This is a genomic window from Thalassococcus profundi, assembly GCF_003344785.1.
GTDB lineage: Bacteria > Pseudomonadota > Alphaproteobacteria > Rhodobacterales > Rhodobacteraceae > Puniceibacterium > Puniceibacterium profundi.
Map to the genome: position 1 here is coordinate 150,399 of NZ_QPMK01000006.1, position 15,653 is coordinate 166,051.

The window sequence follows — 15,653 nt, forward strand, 5'->3', positions numbered from 1 at the left end:
GGCCAAACCGCCGCACCGCAATTTCCCGAACCGGTTTGCAATCCCAGCAGGGGCCGCTAAACCTATGACATAGCCGCAGCTTCGCCTCCCTGTCCGAGGGGGTCCGCCTTTCGCGCCCGGCACATGCAGACAGAACCCGGAGGTCCCATTGTCGCTCTTCCTCGTTGTTGCCTTGCCGTTTCTGGGTGCGCTTCTGCCGGGTCTGCTGAACGGTGCGGGGCGAAAGGTCTGCGCCGGAACCACCTTCGCCGTCACCCTGACCGCCCTGATCGGCCTGCTCTCGAACCTGCCCGCGCTTTTGAACGGAGAGGTCGTGCAGGCCCGCGTCGACTGGCTGCCGGGGCTGGGGATGAACATGAACCTGATGATGGACGGGCTGGGGGCGTTCTTTGCCTGCCTGATCCTGGGCATCGGCCTGCTGATCATCGCCTATGCGCGCAGCTACCTGTCGCGCAACGACAACATGGGCGAGTTCTTCACCTACCTGCTGCTCTTCCAGGGCGCGATGGTGGGGATCGTCCTGTCGGACAACATCCTGGTTCTGCTGGTGTTCTGGGAGCTGACGTCGCTGTCGTCCTTCCTGCTCATCGGCTACTGGAAACACCTGCCCGAAGGCCGTCAGGGCGCGCGCATGGCGCTCACCGTGACCGGCATGGGCGGGCTCGCGATGATCGGCGGCATGCTGATCCTGGGCAACATCGCCGGGTCCTATGACCTGAGCGTGATCCTGACCCAGCGCGAGGCAATCCAGGCCGATCCGCTTTACGTGCCGGCGCTGGTGCTGATCCTTCTGGGCTGTTTCACCAAGTCGGCGCAGTTCCCGTTCCACTTCTGGCTGCCGCACGCCATGGCCGCGCCGACGCCGGTGTCGGCCTATCTGCATTCGGCGACCATGGTGAAGGCCGGGATTTTCCTCATGGCGCGCATGTGGCCGGTGCTGTCGGGCACGCCTGAATGGTTCTACCTCGTCACCACCGCTGGCCTCGTCACCATGGTGCTGGGCGCGGTGATCGGCCTTTTCAAACATGACCTGAAGGCGCTGCTGGCCTTTTCCACCGTGTCGCACCTGGGTCTCATCACCATGCTGCTGGGCACCGGCACGGCCTTCGGCGCCATGGCGGCGGTGTTCCATATCCTCAACCACGCGACCTTCAAGGCGGCGCTCTTCATGTCCGCCGGGATCATCGACCACGAGGCGCATACCCGCGACATCCGCCGCCTGGGCGGGCTGCGGCACCTGATGCCCGTGACCTTCGTGATCGCCACCATCGCGGCGCTGTCGATGGCGGGCATCCCGTTCTTCAACGGCTTCCTGTCCAAGGAGATGTGGCTCGAGGAAACCACCCACACCTATCTCTTCGGCCCCGAATGGCTGGTCCCGGCGCTGGCGACCTTCGGCGCGGTCTTCTCCGCCGCCTATTCCTTCCGCTACATCGGGCACGTGTTCCTGGGCGAGGAACGCCACGACTATCCCGCCCACCCGCACGATCCGCCCGCAGGCATGTGGCTGCCGCCCGCGTTCCTGACGGTGCTCGTCGTCGTGATCGGCGTGGCGCCCCTCCTGGCGCAACCGGCGGTGAAATTCGTGACCGCCGCCGTTCTTGGCGGCGTCGAGGAGGTGCCGGGCGCCTACTTGGCGATCTGGCACGGCTTCACGCCAGCGCTCTTCATGTCGGTGATCGCGGTGGTGGGCGGCCTTGTCCTGCTGGCGCTCTTCACGCCGCTGCTGAAGCTCTGGGACGCGGCACCCCGGCCAGAGGCCAAGACCATCTTCGAAGCCATTGTCGAAGCCTTCGCGCGGCTGGCGCGCGACACGACGCAGACGCTGCACAACGGCGCCTTCACGCAATATGCGGGCATCCTCGCGCTGACCATCGTCGCGGCGGGCAGCCATGCCTGGCTGACCGGCAGCGATGCCGGACCCGCGCGCGACGCGTCGCCGGTGAACATCATCGCGGCGCTGGGCTGGCTGGCGCTGATCCTTGCCACCGCTTTCCTTGTCATCAAGCACCGCAACCGCCTGCTGGCGCTGATCCTCATGGGCATCGTCGGCACGGTGGTGTCCGTGGGCTTTGCCTTCTTCAGCGCGCCGGACCTCGCCATGACGCAGATCTCGGTCGAGGTGGTGACGATCATCCTGCTGCTCCTGGCTTTGAACTTCCTGCCCGACACGACCCCCAGCGAAAGCAGCCTGGGCAAGAAGCTGCGCGACGGGATCATCGCGCTGGCGGGCGGGGCGGCGACCTTTGTCTTCAGCTATCACCTGCTGCTGCGCGAGGCGGTGACAACGCCGATTTCCGAATACCATCTCGAGAACTCCTACAAGGGCGGCGGCGGCACCAACGTCGTCAACGTGATCCTCGTGGATTTCCGCGGTTTCGACACCTATGGCGAGATCATCGTTCTGGGCATCGCGGCGCTGGTGATCTTTGCCCTGACGGAAACCCTGCTGGGCGGGCCGGTGCGCGCGCGTCTGCTGAACCGCGTGCCGGACAAGCCGCTGGCGGGCGACCGGCATCCGTTGATGATGGTGGTGCTGACGCGGGTGATGATGCCCGTGGTGCTGATGGTCGCGGTCTACATCTTCCTGCGCGGGCACAACGAACCCGGCGGCGGCTTCATCGCGGGCCTCGTCGCCGCCATCGCCGTTGTGATGCAGTACATGGCCAGCGGCTTTGCCTGGGCCACGGAACGCCAGCGCTATCCCTATCACGGGATCATCGGCGCGGGCGTGCTGGTGGCGGGTCTGACCGGCATCGGGGCCTGGTTCACCGGCCACGAGTTCCTGACCTCGTCCTTCGGTTATTTCCGCATCCCGCCGATGGAGGAGTTCGAGCTTGCCAGCGCCGCGGCCTTCGATCTGGGCGTGTTCCTGGCGGTGCTGGGCGCGGTCATGCTGTCGCTGGAGAGCTTTTCGCGGCTCGCCCGTCGCGCGCATGTGGAGGACTCCGAATACGCCATGGACATCGACCCCAGCCGCGAAGATGACGCCGCGGCCACCGCGACCGCACTGAACCCCGGCAAGGAGGGCTGAGCATGGAATTTCTCGTCGCCTCCGCCATCGGGCTATTGACCGCTGCCGGGATCTACCTGGTGCTGCGGCTGCGGACCTTTCCGGTGATCATCGGCACTTCGCTGCTGACCTACGCGGTCAACGTCTTCCTGTTCGCCAGCGGCCGGTTGACCGTCGGCGCTCCGCCGATCCTGCGGGCGGGCGTGGACAGCTATACCGATCCGCTACCGCAGGCGCTGGTGCTGACGGCGATCGTGATCTCCTTCGGCATGACCGCCGTGGTGGTGGTGATCGCGCTCGGCGCCTACCTCGGGAGCGATGACGACCACGTCAACGATGCCCCCGAAGAGGAGGGCACGCCATGACCCACTGGATCGTCGCGCCCGTCGTCCTGCCCGCGATGCTGGCGGCCTTCATCGTGCTGGTGGTGCGGTTCCACATCAACCTTGCGCGGGTCTTTTCGGTCGCGGGCACGCTGGCGCTGCTGGGGATCAGCGCGGGGCTCGCCTGGCAGGTGTCGGACGGCAGCGTCGGGCTCTACCAGCTCGGCGACTGGGCCGCGCCCTTCGGCATCGTGCTGGTCGCCGACCGGCTGTCGACGATGATGATCCTGCTGACCTCGGTGCTGGCGGTGCTGGTGCTGCTTTACGCCATCGGGTCCGGGTGGGACAAACGCGGGCAGCATTTTCACGCGCTCTACCAGTTCCAGCTCATGGGCATCATGGGGGCGTTCCTGACCGGCGACGTCTTCAACCTCTTCGTCTTTTTCGAAGTGCTGCTGATCGCCTCCTACGGGCTGATGATCCACGCCGGCGGCAACGCGCGGCTGCGGGCGGGCACGCAATACGTGCTCTACAACCTGCTGGGCTCGACCCTGTTCCTGTTCGCGCTGGGTGCCATCTATGCCGAGACCGGGACGCTCAACATGGCCGACCTTGCGGTCCGCGTGGCCGAGATCGACCCGGCGAACAGCACCGGCATCCGCGTCGCGGCGGTGCTGCTGCTCATGGTCTTCGCGATCAAGGCGGCTGTGGCGCCGCTGCACTTCTGGCTGCCGTCGAGCTATTCCGAGGCGCCCGCACCCGTCGCCGCACTTTTCGGCATCATGACAAAGGTCGGCGCCTATGCGATCATCCGCATCTACACGATGGTGTTTCCGCCCGAGCTCGAGACCACGGGCGGGCTTTTCGGCACCTGGCTGCTGCCGGTGGCGCTGATCGGCCTGCTGATCGGCATGACCGGCGTGCTGGGGGCAAAGCGGCTGGACCGGCTGGTGGCCTTTTCGGTGATCGGGTCGATGGGCATGTTGATGACGGCGGTGGCGCTCTTTACCCCGGCGGGCATCAGCGCCGCGCTGTACTACGTGATTCATTCGACGCTGGCCACGGCGGCGCTGTTCCTGATCGTCGACCTGGTGCGCAGCGGACGCGGAGAGGCCGGTGTCGGCCTCAGCGCCGCGATGCCCGTGACGGGTGGGGCAGTGATCGCGGCCATGTTCTTTGTCGCGGCCATCGCCATGGCCGGCCTCCCGCCGCTGTCGGGTTTCATCGGCAAGCTGCTGGTGCTGCAGGCCAGCTTCGCATCGCCGCTGGTCTGGTGGGCCTGGGCGGTCATCCTGGGGTCGAGCCTGGTGGCCGTCGTGGGCTTTTCCCGCGCCGGCAGCCTGGTGTTCTGGAAGGCGCACCAGGTCGCGGGCGAGGCCGAGGACGAGACCAGCCCCGAAGACAACCGCGGCGCCCACGAGGCGCACGACCCTGCGCGCCGCATCCCGGTGCTGGAGCTTGCCGCCATCGGCGGGTTGATCGCGCTGCTGGTCGCGCACACTGTGCTGGCCGGACCGGTCATGCGCTACATGGAGACCACGACCGCGCAGCTCTTCGCGCCGCAGCCCTATATCGACACGGTGCTGAACACGCCGGGCAAGGACCTGTCCAACGCCAAGGGCAAGTTCGACGATTACGAAAAGGACGCAGGCTACGGCGAACCCGCTGACGGCGAAGCCGGGGCAGGGTACGGAGACTCCGATGCAGAGGCGGCGGACGCCGGCGCTTCCGATAGGGACACCGGTTCGGCGGACGCCTCCGAACCTGCCGCCGAGGGAGGCAACTGACATGAAACGCGCCGCACGCTCGGTCTTTCCGCATCCCTTTCTCACGGTCCTGCTGATCGTCAGCTGGTGCCTTCTCAACAACAGTTTCACGCTGGGAACCGTCGTCTTCGGCATCATCCTGGGGTTCCTGATCCCGCAGGGCACCGCCGCCTACTGGCCCGGTGCGCCGCGCGGCATCAAGGCGGGCAAGTTCATCTCCTACCTGCTGCTGGTGCTCTGGGACATCCTGGTCGCAAACGTGCAGGTGGCCTGGATCGTCCTGACCCGCAGCAACGCCGGGATGCGCACGCATTGGGTCACGGTCCCGCTGGAGATCCGCACGCCCGAGGCGATCACCATTCTCGCGGGCACCATCACCCTGACCCCGGGCACGGTCACGGCCGACATGTCCGACGAGGGCCATTGCCTGCTGGTCCACGCGCTTGACGCCGCCTCGCCTGAAGAGGTGCGCGACGAGATCAAGAACCGCTACGAACGCCGTCTCAAGGAGATTTTCGAATGATCGCCCCCGACCGGCTTTACGACCTCGCCCTTGTCATCGCCTTCGCCGCCGTTGCGCTGGCGCAGATCCTCGCCATGATCCGCCTGGTCATCGGCCCGACCACGGGCGATCGCATCCTGGCACTCGACACCATGGTGATCGACGCCATCGGGATGATCGTGCTGGTGGGCCTCGCGCAAGGCACGCAGATCTATTTCGAGGCGGCGCTGATCTTTGCCATGCTGGGCTTCGTATCGACCGTGGCCTATGCGCGGTTCATCCTGCGGGGGGACATCATCGAATGACCGGAACTGTGATCCCCGAAATCCTCATCGCCATCTGCCTGCTCATGGGCGCGCTGTTCATGCTGGTGGGGTCCTTCGGCCTGCTCAAGCTCGACAGCCCGATGAAGCGGATGCACGCGCCCACCAAGGCCAGCACGCTGGGCGTCGGCGCACTGCTGTTGGCGTCCATGCTGCACTCCTTTGCCTTCGATGACGGGTCGTTGCACGAAATCCTGATCATGGCCTTCCTGTTCGTGACCGCGCCGATCTCGGCCAATTTCATCGCCAAGGTGGCGATCCACCGGGGCCGCGACATGCCCACGCCCGAGCCGCCGAAGGACCAGACCTGGTCGACGCTCGACGTGCCCGCAGAGACCGGCAGCCCGGACGCGCCCGAGGCGCCGGTCCGGGGGTAGCCGCCGCCGTCAGAAGAGTCCGTTTTCATTGGCCGATGGTCCGCCGATGACTTGCAGCACGTCCCAGTGTTCGACGATCTTGCCCGCGGCGTCGAAGCGGAAGATGTCGATCCCGGCATAATCGTCCGAGCCGGGCCAGACCTGGTGACAATGCAGGACCACGAGGTCGCCTTCGGCCACGCTGCGTTTGAAGGTCACGGACTTGCCGGGATAGTCGCGCGCCATCCGTTCGAAATAGTCGACGAAGGCCTGTTTGCCGTCCGCCACATGCGGGTTGTGCTGGATATAGACATCGCCGGCATAGGTGTCGATCGCGCTCTGCGGATCGCACCAATTGAACATGCGGTCGTAGAAATCCATGGCATCGGCCTTCATCTGTTCGAGCCTTGGGTCGGGCATTGAACGCTCCCTGCTGCGGACTTACGTGAAAAATATGGCTGTTCGGCGCCTCCTTGATTCGGATCAAGGCGCGCCGGGACACAGCCGCTAAAGTACTCCTGAACTGCAGAAGGAGGACAGGACATGTTCAAGACAATTCTGGTCGCCGCCGACGGCTCCGATCATGCGGCAGCCGCGGTGGCCGCGGCGGCGGAAATGGCCGCGCAGTCGGACGCCGATCTGCATCTGATCCATGTGCCCGAGGTGCAGGTCACGGCGATCGCGGTCGGGGCCGCGGCGGTGACCATCCCGGTCAACGAAGAGGAAACACAGGACGCCGCCAAGGAGGTGCTGAGCGCCGCCGAAGCCCAGGCCGGCGCCACGGGCGCGACGGTGGTGTCGAGCGAGATACGCCAGGGCGATCCCGCCGAAGCCATCCTCGCGCGCGCCAGGGAGGTCGGCGCCGACCTGCTGGTCCTGGGGCGCCGCGGCCGTGGCACGCTTAAGGGTCTGCTTCTGGGCAGCGTATCGCAGAAGTTGTCGGCACTGGCGGACAGCGCCGTTCTGACGGTCAAATGACGCCTCAGCGGTCGAGGTCGCGGCGCATCGTGGCGGTGTCGCCGGACCGGCTGAGTTCCTCGTAACCGGCGGAGAAGTAGGCGTTGAGCGCCGGTTCGTTGTCGGTGTCGCATTTCAGCGTGACGGTCAGGGCGCCCAGGTCGCGCGCCGCCTGTTCCACCAGCGCGGTCACCTGTTCGCCGGCACCGCCGCGGGCGCTTTCGTCGAGGAAGACGTAGGTGAGGTGCCGCACCTCGGGCCCGATGCCGATGCGCAGGGCGAAGAAACCGACCTCTTGGCCGGAGCCGTTTAGCAGGTAGAACGAGGCGTCGTCGGGATCGGCGAGCCACTTCTCCTGCCATTCCAGCGGATCGAACGGGTATTTGGCATTGGGATTGACCAGGGCCAGTTCGTCCTCGTCGGTGAGCATCGCGGCCAGGGGCCGAAGATCGAAGGGCGCGTTGGGTCGGGCGGAAAGAGCGGGCATGCGGGTCCTCTCTTCGTGTTGAGCGTGTCGTGTTGAGCGTATCGAAAGGCCGTGAGTGGCACAGGGCGCGCGCCGGTGCAACAGCCGCGGCCTATGTGAGCGAAGGGTTCGAGGGGCCAGCCTCTCGAGCTCCTCGGAGATTTTACCGCGAGTTTTGCAAAGCGAAACTTGCGGGCGGCAAGATGAAGGTGAATTGGGGCGGAACGCGTAGCGCAAGACGCGGGAGCGCTTTCCGTGCTGATGGCACATGCGTTTCATGATGTCCGAAAGCAAAGATTCAGCCGCGTTTGACCTGCGCATCCCGGATCAGCGCGGCCATGCGGTAAAAGCCGTGCGCCATTTTCGAATAGGGCGTGCTGAGAAAGAACGTGAGGACCGCGCCCAGGTGGATCGCCAGCAGCGGCGCCACGAACGTGGTGCCGGTCGCGGCGTAGAGCATCAGGCCGGTGAGGCCGGTCAGCCCCAGCAGCAGGACGAACGCCATCTCCGCCCCCCAGAGCGCCGGTGCGCCGAGCGCCGGGTCGGCCTTGATCTTGAGCCGGACCAGGGCGGCGGTGCCGATGGTCAGCAGGAGGCCACCCGGCACGCCCAGCAGTTTCGGCAGGCTGAAGAGACCGTAGGGAGCGGGCATGTCGAACACGTAGTGCAGCACCGTGCCACTGGCGGTGGAGGCGAAGCAGAGCAGAAACCCCCACATCACGGCCTGGTGGGCGTGGCGGCGGGCGTTGGTGAACCGGTCCTCGTCTTCGAAGTTGCAGCCCTGTCCCTGGCCGCCGGCGAGGTTCCGCATCGTGGCGGCGCTGCGTCCGGCGTCCCTGAGATGGGCAAGGGTGATGCGCTGGCCGCCGACCTCGGTCCAGTAGCGGCGCAGGCCGATGCAGATGGCCACGAGCGGAAGCAGGAAGGCGGGCAGGAAGATCGCTACCATGGTGCCATGCGCCAGAACCGCGTAAAAGCCGTCGCCGCTGGCGGGGGCCAGGGCCGCGGCGGCCCAGAAGAGGGCGGCGATACCGAACACCAGCGCCGTGGCCAGCGCCACGCCGGACCGCTGGAACAGCCGCGCCGGTGCTGCGGGCCAGGCGAAGCGTTCCCAGGTCTCGTGCCGTGCCTCGGCCAGGGCTGCGGGCAGGTTCAGGGCGAATTCATGCGGTTCCGTGTATTGGCAGGCGTAATAGCAGCCGCGGCAGTTGTGGCAGAGGTTGGCCAGCTGCGTGAGGTCGCCCGCGCCGAAAGCGCGTTCCTTGAACATCGCCGGGAAGACCGCGCAATAGCCTTCGCAATAGCGACAGGCGTTGCAGATCTCGACCTGCCGCGCGGCTTCGGCCAGTTTCGGGGTGAGGTCGGTGTCGTCATAGGGCATGGGCTGCGGCCTCCTGTCCCGCGATGCGTCCGAAGACGGTGCCGATGGTCATGCCGAACCCGGCCAGATAGCCCTGGCCCAGGATCGAGCCCGCCATGATCTCTCCGGCAGCCCAGAGGTTGGTGTAGGGCCCGGCGGCCGAGCGCACACGGGCAGTGTCGTCGACCTTGAGCCCGAGATAGGTGAAGGTCACGCCGGGGCGCAGCGCGTAGCCGTAGAAGGGCGGTTCGGTGATCGGGCGGGCCCAGTTGGTCTTGGGCGGGTCCAGCCCGTCGGTGGCCAGGCCGTCGAGTTCGGTCGGATGAAACCGCTGCTCGGGATCGGCGGGGCAGGCGGCGTTGAAGGCGTCGATCGTGTCACGCAGCTGCCGGCCCGGCAGGCCCAGCTGTTGCGCCAGTCCTTCGATCGTGTCGGCCTTGATCGGCGGAAAGACCGAAGGCATGAACAGCTCGAGGGATTTCGAGTCGATGATCGCATAGCCCACCTGGTCGGGCTGCGCCGCGACCAGCCGGCCCCAGATAGCGTATCGCTTGGGCCAGACATCCTCGCCCTCGTCGTAGAACCGCTGTCCGTCCCTGTTCACCACGACGGAGAAGGGCACGCAGTCCAGTCGCGTGACGATGCCGCCGTCGAATTTCGGCGCGCGTCCGTCGATGGCGACGGCGTGGCACTGGGTCGGGTCGCCGACGCTTTCGGCGCCCTGGTCCAGCATGTCGCGCAGCACCACGCCGCGGTTGTAGGGCGTGCCGCGGATGAGGAAATTGCGCGCCGACGGTCCCCAGGCGCGGGCCAGCCAGTCGAGATCGGCCTGGAAGCCGCCCGAGGCGACCACCACCGAGGTACCGTGCAGCGTCGTCGTCTCGCCCCCATGCGCCACATCGACGCCGGTCACGGTGTTGCCGTCGGCATGCAGATGCGTGACCTCGGCGTCGTAGAGCACGGTGACGCCCAGGTCTTCGGCGGTGCGGTAATAGGCGTTGACCAGCGCCTTGCCACCGCCGAGGAAGAACGCGTTGGTGCGGCTGAGCGACAGCGTGCCCGACAGCGACGGCTGAAAGCGGACGCCGTGGGCCTCCATCCACGGCAGGCAGTCTTCGGAACGGCGGATGCAGAGCCGGGCGAGGTGTTCGTCGGTCTTGCCTTTGACGACGCGCATGAGGTCGTCGAAATACTCGTCTTCGCCGTAGCTGTCGGTCAGCACCGACAGCGGGCCGTCGTGCATACAGCGGAAATTGCGGGTGTGGCGCGAATTGCCGCCGCGGTAGGCCCTGGGCGCGCTTTCCAGCAGGATGACGCGGCAGCCGGCCTCGGCGGCTTCGATCGCGGCGCAGAGGGCGGCATTGCCGCCGCCCACGACGATCACGTCGTAGCGGGTGTCAGAGGTCATCGGTGCCGGGCTCCAGTTGGCGGGCGTCGCGGATCTGCCGCAGGCGCGCCGCGTGGGCGTTCTGGATGTGCCGGCGCATGGCCCGTTCGGCCGCGTCCTCGTCGCGGGCGTCGAGGGCGGCCAGCACGTCGCGGTGTTCGGCCAGCGCCGCTTCGGCGCGGTCGGGTTGCTCCATGGTCGACCGGCCGAGGATCAGCAGGGTCTTCTGCACCGCTTCGACCGCGCGAAGCAGGAACCGGTTGCGCGCGGCATCGAGGATGGCGGCGTGAAACTGGCGGTTGAGCCGGTAAAGGTCGTCGCCTGACGGTGCCGCGCTCATGGTTGCGTGGATCTCGGCGATTTCCAAGAGCTCGACCGCAGAGGCGGCGCGGGCGGCAAAGCGGGCCGAGGTGCTTTCGAGCACGGCCCGCATCTCGTAGAGCTCGGAGATCTCCGAATGATCCAGCGTGCGGATCGTGGCGCCCAGCCGCGGCGTATGCACCACCAGGCCGTCCGCCTCGAGCTGGCGGATCGCTTCGCGCACCGGAGTGCGCGAGATGCCGAAGCGCGTGGCCAGGTCGGTTTCGGTCAGGCGGTCGCCGGGCGCCAGCGTGCCGGTGCGGATGTCGCGCACGATCTGGCGGTAGGCATCCTGTCCCGGTGGCAGGTCCAGTTTCGAAGCGGCGTCGTTCATGGCGGTCCTTGCGATTTGCGTGGTGATTGGATACACGTGTATACATATGGATGCAATACTGGAGTTCCGCATGTCCCTACTCGCGCCCGCCACCCCGACGCGCCAGCGCATCCTGACACTTATGCTGGCCGGGCTGGGGACGCTGGTGTTCTGGGCGCTGAACCTGCCGCTGCCGTTTCTCTTCGGGCCGCTGAGCGCCAGCCTGCTGGCGGCGATGCTGGGCGCGCGGCTTCGGGGGTTCGGGCAGATTTCGGTCGGTGCCCGGACCATCCTCGGCGTCGCCGTCGGCGCATCGGTCACGCCGCAACTGCTGGGCACGCTGCCGCAGATGGCGGCCTCTGTCGCGCTGGTCCCGCTCTATATCGCGATCATCGCGGTGATCGGCGTGCCGTTCTTTCACCGCATCTGCGGGTTCGACAAGGCGACTGCCTGGTATGCGGCCATGCCCGGCGGTCTGCAGGACATGGTGATCTTCGGCACCGAGGCGGGCGGCGATCCAAGGGCGCTTTCGCTGATCCACGCGACGCGGGTGCTGATCGTGGTGTCGATCGCGCCGGCGATCCTGACCCTTGGCATGGGCGCGCAGTTGAGCAATCCCATCGGCGCGCCGGCGGCCGAACTGGCGCTGTCGGAAATGGCGCTGATGGTGGCGGCGGCGCTGATCGGCTGGAAGGGCGGGGAGCGGATCGGCCTGTTTGGTGCGTCGATCCTCGGGCCGATGATCGTCACCGCGGCGCTGTCGCTGGCGGGCTTCATCCATGTCCGGCCCCCGGCGGAAAGCATTCTCTTCGCGCAGTTCATGATCGGCATCGGGATCGGCGTGGGATACGTCGGGATCACGATGGCGGAGTTTCGCAAGGACGTGCTGTCGGGCGTCGCTTTCGTGCTGGTGCTGGCGGCGCTGGCGGCGGCGTTCACCGAGATCGTCGTGCTGCTGGAGCTTTCGGCCCCGCGCGAGGCGTTCCTGGCCTTCGCGCCCGGCGGCCAGGCGGAAATGACGGTTCTGGCCATCGTCGCCGGGGCCGACCTTGGCTTCGTCATCGTGCATCACCTGGTGCGGATTTTCCTCGTGATCACCTGCGCGCCGCTGGCAGCACGGCTGATGCTGGGACGGTTCGAACGCGAGCCCTGAGGCGCGACGTCGTTTTTCTCGAGAAAAACGGACCGGAAATCTCGAGAATTCCGGGGCCCGGTGTCAGCCGTGCGGGCGCAACGGCAGCAGCAGCGCCACGGCAAAGCCCCGCTCCACCGGCAGAATCTCCAGCCGTCCCTTGTGAGACTGGGCGACGGCCTCGGCGATGGTCAGGCCCAGACCGCTGCCGTTGCCGGCATCCGCCTGGCCGAAGCGGGCGCGGATCTTGGCGAAATCCTCGAGGGCGACGCCGCGTCCGTCGTCGGCGACGGTGATGAGAACCTGTGTGTCGGTGACCTCGAGCGTCAGCACGATCTCGGACAGCGACGGGCCGCCATGGACAAGCGCATTGTGCACGAGGTTGCGAACCGCCTCGCGGAGCATCGTCTCGTCCGCCATCATCGTCACCGGACCGGGCGCGATGCTTGCGGTCATCCGAATGCCGCGCGTCTGCTCTGCGGCCATCTGGTCGAACAGCCTTTGGGTCAGCGTCGCCACATCCACTTGCGACGCCAGCGCGAGGTCAGAGGCGGCGCGGGCGCGTTCCAGGGTCATCAGGCTCTCGGCAAGCACGCCCGCGCCGCGGGCCGCTTCGACCAGGTCGGCGGCGCGTTCCTGCGCCGATTCGAGGCTGCGGGCCGAGCGGATCGAATCCCCCAGCGCCCGAAGCCCGGCGATGGGATTGCGCAGCTGGTGCGCGGCGTCGGAAATGAACGCCGATTGCGCCTCCATCGACGCCGAGACCTGGCCGAAGAGCCGGTTGATCCGGGTCACCAGCCCCTGCACCTCGTCGGGCACCCTGCGGCGGATCGGGCTGAGGTCGGCGGGGCTGCGCCGGGAAATCGCGTCTTCGAGGTCCAGCAGCGGTTTCAGACCCAGGCGGACGCCGAACCAGACCACAACGGCCGTGGCCCCCAGCAGCGCGGCCATGACCCCCAGCGCGCGCAGTACCTGGGCCTGCACGAAGGCCTGACGCTGGGCATTGTCCTGCCAGACGGTGACGACGAAAGGGCCGGAAAAGCCGGCGATCTGGGTCACGTATTGCAGCCGCAGCACCCGCACGTCGCGCCCGCGCGATACCGCGTCGAAATAGGCGAAGGTCTGGCTGCGGTCCCATTCGAAATCGATCGGAACCGGCGGCGAGGCGAAGCCGGTCACGAAGACCCCGTCGGGGGCGTAGACGTGATAGCGCACCGGTTCCCCGGCCGAGCGCGACAAGAGCTGCGCGGTCTCGACCGAAATCGCGTCGCCGTCGCGGCTGGCCACGTCGCGCGAGACCGCCAGCGCCGTGACCAGCAGGTTGCGGTCGAACACCTCCTGCGCGGTCTGCTGCGCGCTGGCGAGACGCCAGATGCCGATGCCCAGGGCGATCAGAAGCAGCGGGCCGAGGATGATCGCGAACAGCCGGAAACGCAGCGAGTTGAGCATCAGTCCGCGTCGCTTCGCACCAGCCGGTAGCCCAGCCCGCGCTGGGCGCGGATGTCGATGCCGTAGGGCTTGATGCGCTTGCGCAAGCGCGAGACATGCGCCTCGATGGCGCTGTCGTCATGGTCGGCGCCGGTGCCGTAGACATGCGCGAAAAGCTCGGATTTCGGCACCGTCCGGTCGGCGGCGGCGATCAGCACTTCGATCACGGCCAGTTCCCGGCGCGGCAGGTCGAGCACCGCGCCCTCGGCCGACAACTGCCGCGCCTGGGTGTCGAAGGACAGCGGGCCCAAGGTGAGCGCGGTGCGCAGGCTCTGGACGGGACGGCGCAGCAGGGCGCGAATGCGCGCCTCGAGTTCGTCCATGTCAAAAGGTTTCGACAGGTAGTCGTCGGCGCCCGCGTCCAGCCCCCGCACCCGCGCCTCGACCTCGGCATTGGCGGTCAGCAGCAGCACCGGGCGGGCGTCGCCGCGCGCCCGCAGCCCCCGCAGCACTTCCAGCCCGTCCAGCCCCGGCAGGTTGATATCGAGGATGATCAGGTCGTTGCCGTCGCCGCGCAGGAACTCGTCCGCGGCGATGCCGTCATGGATGAGGTCCGTCGCATGACCGCGATCCTCGAGCCTGTAGGCGATCCCCTTGGCCACGCTTTGATTGTCCTCGACGATGGCGATGCGCACAGTTTTTGACCGTTTTGTGAAAAGGCGTCAGCTTCACGCAAGTTTTGCAGGTTACCAACCGGTCATCAAGCGGGGCTGCCCCGCTGATTCGAACTTTGGCCGCAGGGAGAGGCGGCCGTTTTTGGGAGGACCATCATGACCGACTTGACGAAACTGAACATTTCCAAACCCGCGCCGCTGGCAGCGTTCGGCGTTGCCGCCGTTGTCGCATCTTTCGCGCTCGCCGCGGCCCCGGCCCAGGCGGGCAGCCACGGCATGGACCTGAGCGGCGAGACCGTCGAATTCGTGATCCCGTTCTCGGAATCCGGCGGTTCGGCCAAATGGGCCAACTTCTATGCCCCGCTGCTGAGCGAAGCGCTGCCCGGCAATCCGACCGTGGTGGTCAAGTACATGCCCGGCGCCGGTTCGACCAAAGGCGCCAACTGGTTCCAGGATCAGACCTTCGAGGAAACCAACGGCACGCTGATCTTCGGCTCCTCGGGGTCGACGCAGTTCCCCTACCTTCTCGACGATCCGCGGGTGCGCTACGAATACGGCGACTGGAACGTCGTGCTGGCGTCGGGCACCGGCGGCGTCGCCTACCTGCCGCCGGACATCGCCGAGCAGATGGACGGCATGGATGCCACCGGCCTGCAGGACATCGACTTCATCTGGGGCTCGCAGGGCGCCACGCGTCTCGACCTCGTGCCGCTGCTGGCCTGGCGGATGCTGGGCATGAACGTGGAGCCGGTCTTCGGCATCGAGGGCCGCGGCGACGGCCGCCTGATGTTCGAGCGCGGCGAAGCCAACATCGACTACCAGACCTCTTCGTCGTACCTCAAAGGCGTGACGCCGCTGGTCGAAGGCGGTTCCGCCGTTCCGATGATGAGCTGGGGCGCGCTGGACGAGGCCGGCAACATCGTTCGCGACCCGACCTTCCCGGACATGCCGAGCTTCAAGGAAGTCTGCGAGGCGACGCCGGCCTGCTCGACCGAGGGCGAGGCTTGGGACGCTTGGAAGGCCTTCTTCGTCGCCGGCTTCCCGGCGCAGAAGATGGTGTTCCTGCCCCAAGGCGCAAGCGACGACGCCATCGCCACCTACACCCAGGCGTTCCGGGACATCATCGCGCGCGAGGACTTTGCCGAGATGAGCGAAGTCACCTTGGGCGACTACCCGCAGATGACCGGCGACGCGGCCAAGGAGACCCTGCGCCAGGGCACCCAGGTGCCGGCAGAGGCCAAGGCCTATGTCAAGGACTGGCTGCTCGAAGCCTACGGCGTGTCTCTCGACTGA

At 67.0% G+C, this 15,653-nt stretch carries 16 protein-coding genes and 1 pseudogene; 10 read left to right on the forward strand and 7 right to left on the reverse strand.

What is annotated here, in order from left to right:
- Nucleotides 1–148: 148 nt before the first annotated feature.
- The 6 genes from DU478_RS10460 to DU478_RS10485 are packed head-to-tail and all read left to right on the forward strand — an operon-like array spanning nucleotide 149 to nucleotide 6,304.
- Nucleotides 149–3,034, forward strand: a complete 2,886-nt coding sequence (locus tag DU478_RS10460; RefSeq protein WP_114510901.1) for a monovalent cation/H+ antiporter subunit A — start codon at nucleotides 149–151, stop codon at nucleotides 3,032–3,034.
- A 2-nt stretch (nucleotides 3,035–3,036) separates the two neighbouring features.
- On the forward strand, nucleotides 3,037–3,378 hold the full coding sequence (locus DU478_RS10465) for a Na+/H+ antiporter subunit C (protein WP_114510902.1): 342 nt from the start codon (nucleotides 3,037–3,039) through the stop codon (nucleotides 3,376–3,378).
- Nucleotides 3,375–5,123 (forward strand): monovalent cation/H+ antiporter subunit D, encoded by a 1,749-nt coding sequence (locus tag DU478_RS10470; RefSeq protein ID WP_114510903.1) that lies wholly within the window; start codon nucleotides 3,375–3,377, stop codon nucleotides 5,121–5,123. The genes DU478_RS10465 and DU478_RS10470 overlap by 4 nt, the downstream gene beginning before the upstream one ends.
- A 1-nt stretch (nucleotide 5,124) precedes the next feature.
- On the forward strand, nucleotides 5,125–5,625 hold the full coding sequence (locus tag DU478_RS10475) for a Na+/H+ antiporter subunit E (protein ID WP_114510904.1): 501 nt from the start codon (nucleotides 5,125–5,127) through the stop codon (nucleotides 5,623–5,625).
- Complete coding sequence (locus tag DU478_RS10480; protein WP_114510905.1) at nucleotides 5,622–5,909, forward strand: K+/H+ antiporter subunit F; 288 nt, start codon at nucleotides 5,622–5,624, stop codon at nucleotides 5,907–5,909. The genes DU478_RS10475 and DU478_RS10480 overlap by 4 nt, the downstream gene beginning before the upstream one ends.
- Complete coding sequence (locus DU478_RS10485) at nucleotides 5,906–6,304, forward strand: Na+/H+ antiporter subunit G (RefSeq protein ID WP_114510906.1); 399 nt, start codon at nucleotides 5,906–5,908, stop codon at nucleotides 6,302–6,304. The genes DU478_RS10480 and DU478_RS10485 overlap by 4 nt, the downstream gene beginning before the upstream one ends.
- 9 nt (nucleotides 6,305–6,313) lie before the next feature.
- Here the strand turns inward: DU478_RS10485 and DU478_RS10490 are convergent, their stop codons facing one another.
- Entirely contained in the window at nucleotides 6,314–6,703 is a 390-nt protein-coding gene (locus DU478_RS10490) for a nuclear transport factor 2 family protein (RefSeq protein ID WP_114510907.1), read from the reverse strand.
- Between the two features lie 123 nt (nucleotides 6,704–6,826).
- On the opposite strand from DU478_RS10490, the gene DU478_RS10495 reads away from it, so the two are divergent.
- Nucleotides 6,827–7,261 carry a universal stress protein gene (locus DU478_RS10495; RefSeq protein ID WP_114510908.1) on the forward strand — a complete coding sequence of 145 codons (435 nt, stop codon included), beginning with the start codon at nucleotides 6,827–6,829 and terminating at the stop codon, nucleotides 7,259–7,261.
- A gap of 4 nt (nucleotides 7,262–7,265) precedes the next feature.
- Here DU478_RS10495 and DU478_RS10500 read toward each other — a convergent pair whose 3' ends face one another.
- The 4 genes from DU478_RS10500 to DU478_RS10515 form a co-directional block, all read right to left on the reverse strand.
- Nucleotides 7,266–7,727 (reverse strand): GNAT family N-acetyltransferase, encoded by a 462-nt coding sequence (locus tag DU478_RS10500; RefSeq protein WP_114510909.1) that lies wholly within the window; start codon nucleotides 7,725–7,727, stop codon nucleotides 7,266–7,268.
- 277 nt (nucleotides 7,728–8,004) lie between these two features.
- Nucleotides 8,005–9,087 (reverse strand): tricarballylate utilization 4Fe-4S protein TcuB, encoded by a 1,083-nt coding sequence (tcuB, locus tag DU478_RS10505; RefSeq protein WP_114510910.1) that lies wholly within the window; start codon nucleotides 9,085–9,087, stop codon nucleotides 8,005–8,007.
- Nucleotides 9,077–10,474 carry an FAD-dependent tricarballylate dehydrogenase TcuA gene (tcuA, locus tag DU478_RS10510; RefSeq protein WP_114510911.1) on the reverse strand — a complete coding sequence of 466 codons (1,398 nt, stop codon included), beginning with the start codon at nucleotides 10,472–10,474 and terminating at the stop codon, nucleotides 9,077–9,079. The genes tcuB and tcuA overlap by 11 nt, the downstream gene beginning before the upstream one ends.
- Entirely contained in the window at nucleotides 10,464–11,147 is a 684-nt protein-coding gene (locus DU478_RS10515; RefSeq protein ID WP_114510912.1) for a GntR family transcriptional regulator, read from the reverse strand. The genes tcuA and DU478_RS10515 overlap by 11 nt, the downstream gene beginning before the upstream one ends.
- A 70-nt stretch (nucleotides 11,148–11,217) precedes the next feature.
- Between DU478_RS10515 and DU478_RS10520 the strand changes: the two genes are divergently transcribed.
- The gene (locus DU478_RS10520) at nucleotides 11,218–12,279 is read left to right on the forward strand and encodes an AbrB family transcriptional regulator (protein WP_114510913.1); all 1,062 of its coding nucleotides are present in this window, start codon (nucleotides 11,218–11,220) and stop codon (nucleotides 12,277–12,279) included.
- A gap of 63 nt (nucleotides 12,280–12,342) precedes the next feature.
- Here the strand turns inward: DU478_RS10520 and DU478_RS10525 are convergent, their stop codons facing one another.
- On the reverse strand, nucleotides 12,343–13,659 hold the full coding sequence (locus tag DU478_RS10525; RefSeq protein WP_407703156.1) for a sensor histidine kinase: 1,317 nt from the start codon (nucleotides 13,657–13,659) through the stop codon (nucleotides 12,343–12,345).
- On the opposite strand from DU478_RS10525, the pseudogene DU478_RS23700 reads away from it, so the two are divergent.
- Nucleotides 13,588–13,737: pseudogene (locus tag DU478_RS23700) on the forward strand (hypothetical protein); the annotation flags it as partial. The gene DU478_RS10525 and the pseudogene DU478_RS23700 sit on opposite strands and share 72 nt — an antisense overlap.
- Here DU478_RS23700 and DU478_RS10530 read toward each other — a convergent pair.
- Nucleotides 13,707–14,381, reverse strand: a complete 675-nt coding sequence (locus tag DU478_RS10530; protein WP_114510915.1) for a response regulator transcription factor — start codon at nucleotides 14,379–14,381, stop codon at nucleotides 13,707–13,709. The pseudogene DU478_RS23700 and the gene DU478_RS10530 sit on opposite strands and share 31 nt — an antisense overlap.
- Before the next feature lie 135 nt (nucleotides 14,382–14,516).
- Between DU478_RS10530 and DU478_RS10535 the strand changes: the two genes are divergently transcribed.
- Nucleotides 14,517–15,653 carry a tricarboxylate transporter gene (locus tag DU478_RS10535; RefSeq protein ID WP_233501197.1) on the forward strand — a complete coding sequence of 379 codons (1,137 nt, stop codon included), beginning with the start codon at nucleotides 14,517–14,519 and terminating at the stop codon, nucleotides 15,651–15,653.

Excerpts from the sequence above, each read along its gene's own strand:
- DU478_RS10465 (WP_114510902.1), top strand. The coding sequence starts at position 3,037 with ATGGAATTTCTCGTCGCCTCCGCCATCGGGCTATTGACCGCTGCCGGG.
- DU478_RS10470 (WP_114510903.1), top strand. The coding sequence starts at position 3,375 with ATGACCCACTGGATCGTCGCGCCCGTCGTCCTGCCCGCGATGCTGGCG.
- DU478_RS10475 (WP_114510904.1), top strand. The coding sequence starts at position 5,125 with ATGAAACGCGCCGCACGCTCGGTCTTTCCGCATCCCTTTCTCACGGTC.
- DU478_RS10480 (WP_114510905.1), top strand. The coding sequence starts at position 5,622 with ATGATCGCCCCCGACCGGCTTTACGACCTCGCCCTTGTCATCGCCTTC.
- DU478_RS10485 (WP_114510906.1), top strand. The coding sequence starts at position 5,906 with ATGACCGGAACTGTGATCCCCGAAATCCTCATCGCCATCTGCCTGCTC.
- DU478_RS10490 (WP_114510907.1), bottom strand. The coding sequence starts at position 6,703 with ATGCCCGACCCAAGGCTCGAACAGATGAAGGCCGATGCCATGGATTTC.
- DU478_RS10495 (WP_114510908.1), top strand. The coding sequence starts at position 6,827 with ATGTTCAAGACAATTCTGGTCGCCGCCGACGGCTCCGATCATGCGGCA.
- DU478_RS10500 (WP_114510909.1), bottom strand. The coding sequence starts at position 7,727 with ATGCCCGCTCTTTCCGCCCGACCCAACGCGCCCTTCGATCTTCGGCCC.
- tcuB (WP_114510910.1), bottom strand. The coding sequence starts at position 9,087 with ATGCCCTATGACGACACCGACCTCACCCCGAAACTGGCCGAAGCCGCG.
- tcuA (WP_114510911.1), bottom strand. The coding sequence starts at position 10,474 with ATGACCTCTGACACCCGCTACGACGTGATCGTCGTGGGCGGCGGCAAT.
- DU478_RS10515 (WP_114510912.1), bottom strand. The coding sequence starts at position 11,147 with ATGAACGACGCCGCTTCGAAACTGGACCTGCCACCGGGACAGGATGCC.
- DU478_RS10520 (WP_114510913.1), top strand. The coding sequence starts at position 11,218 with ATGTCCCTACTCGCGCCCGCCACCCCGACGCGCCAGCGCATCCTGACA.
- DU478_RS10535 (WP_233501197.1), top strand. The coding sequence starts at position 14,517 with ATGACCGACTTGACGAAACTGAACATTTCCAAACCCGCGCCGCTGGCA.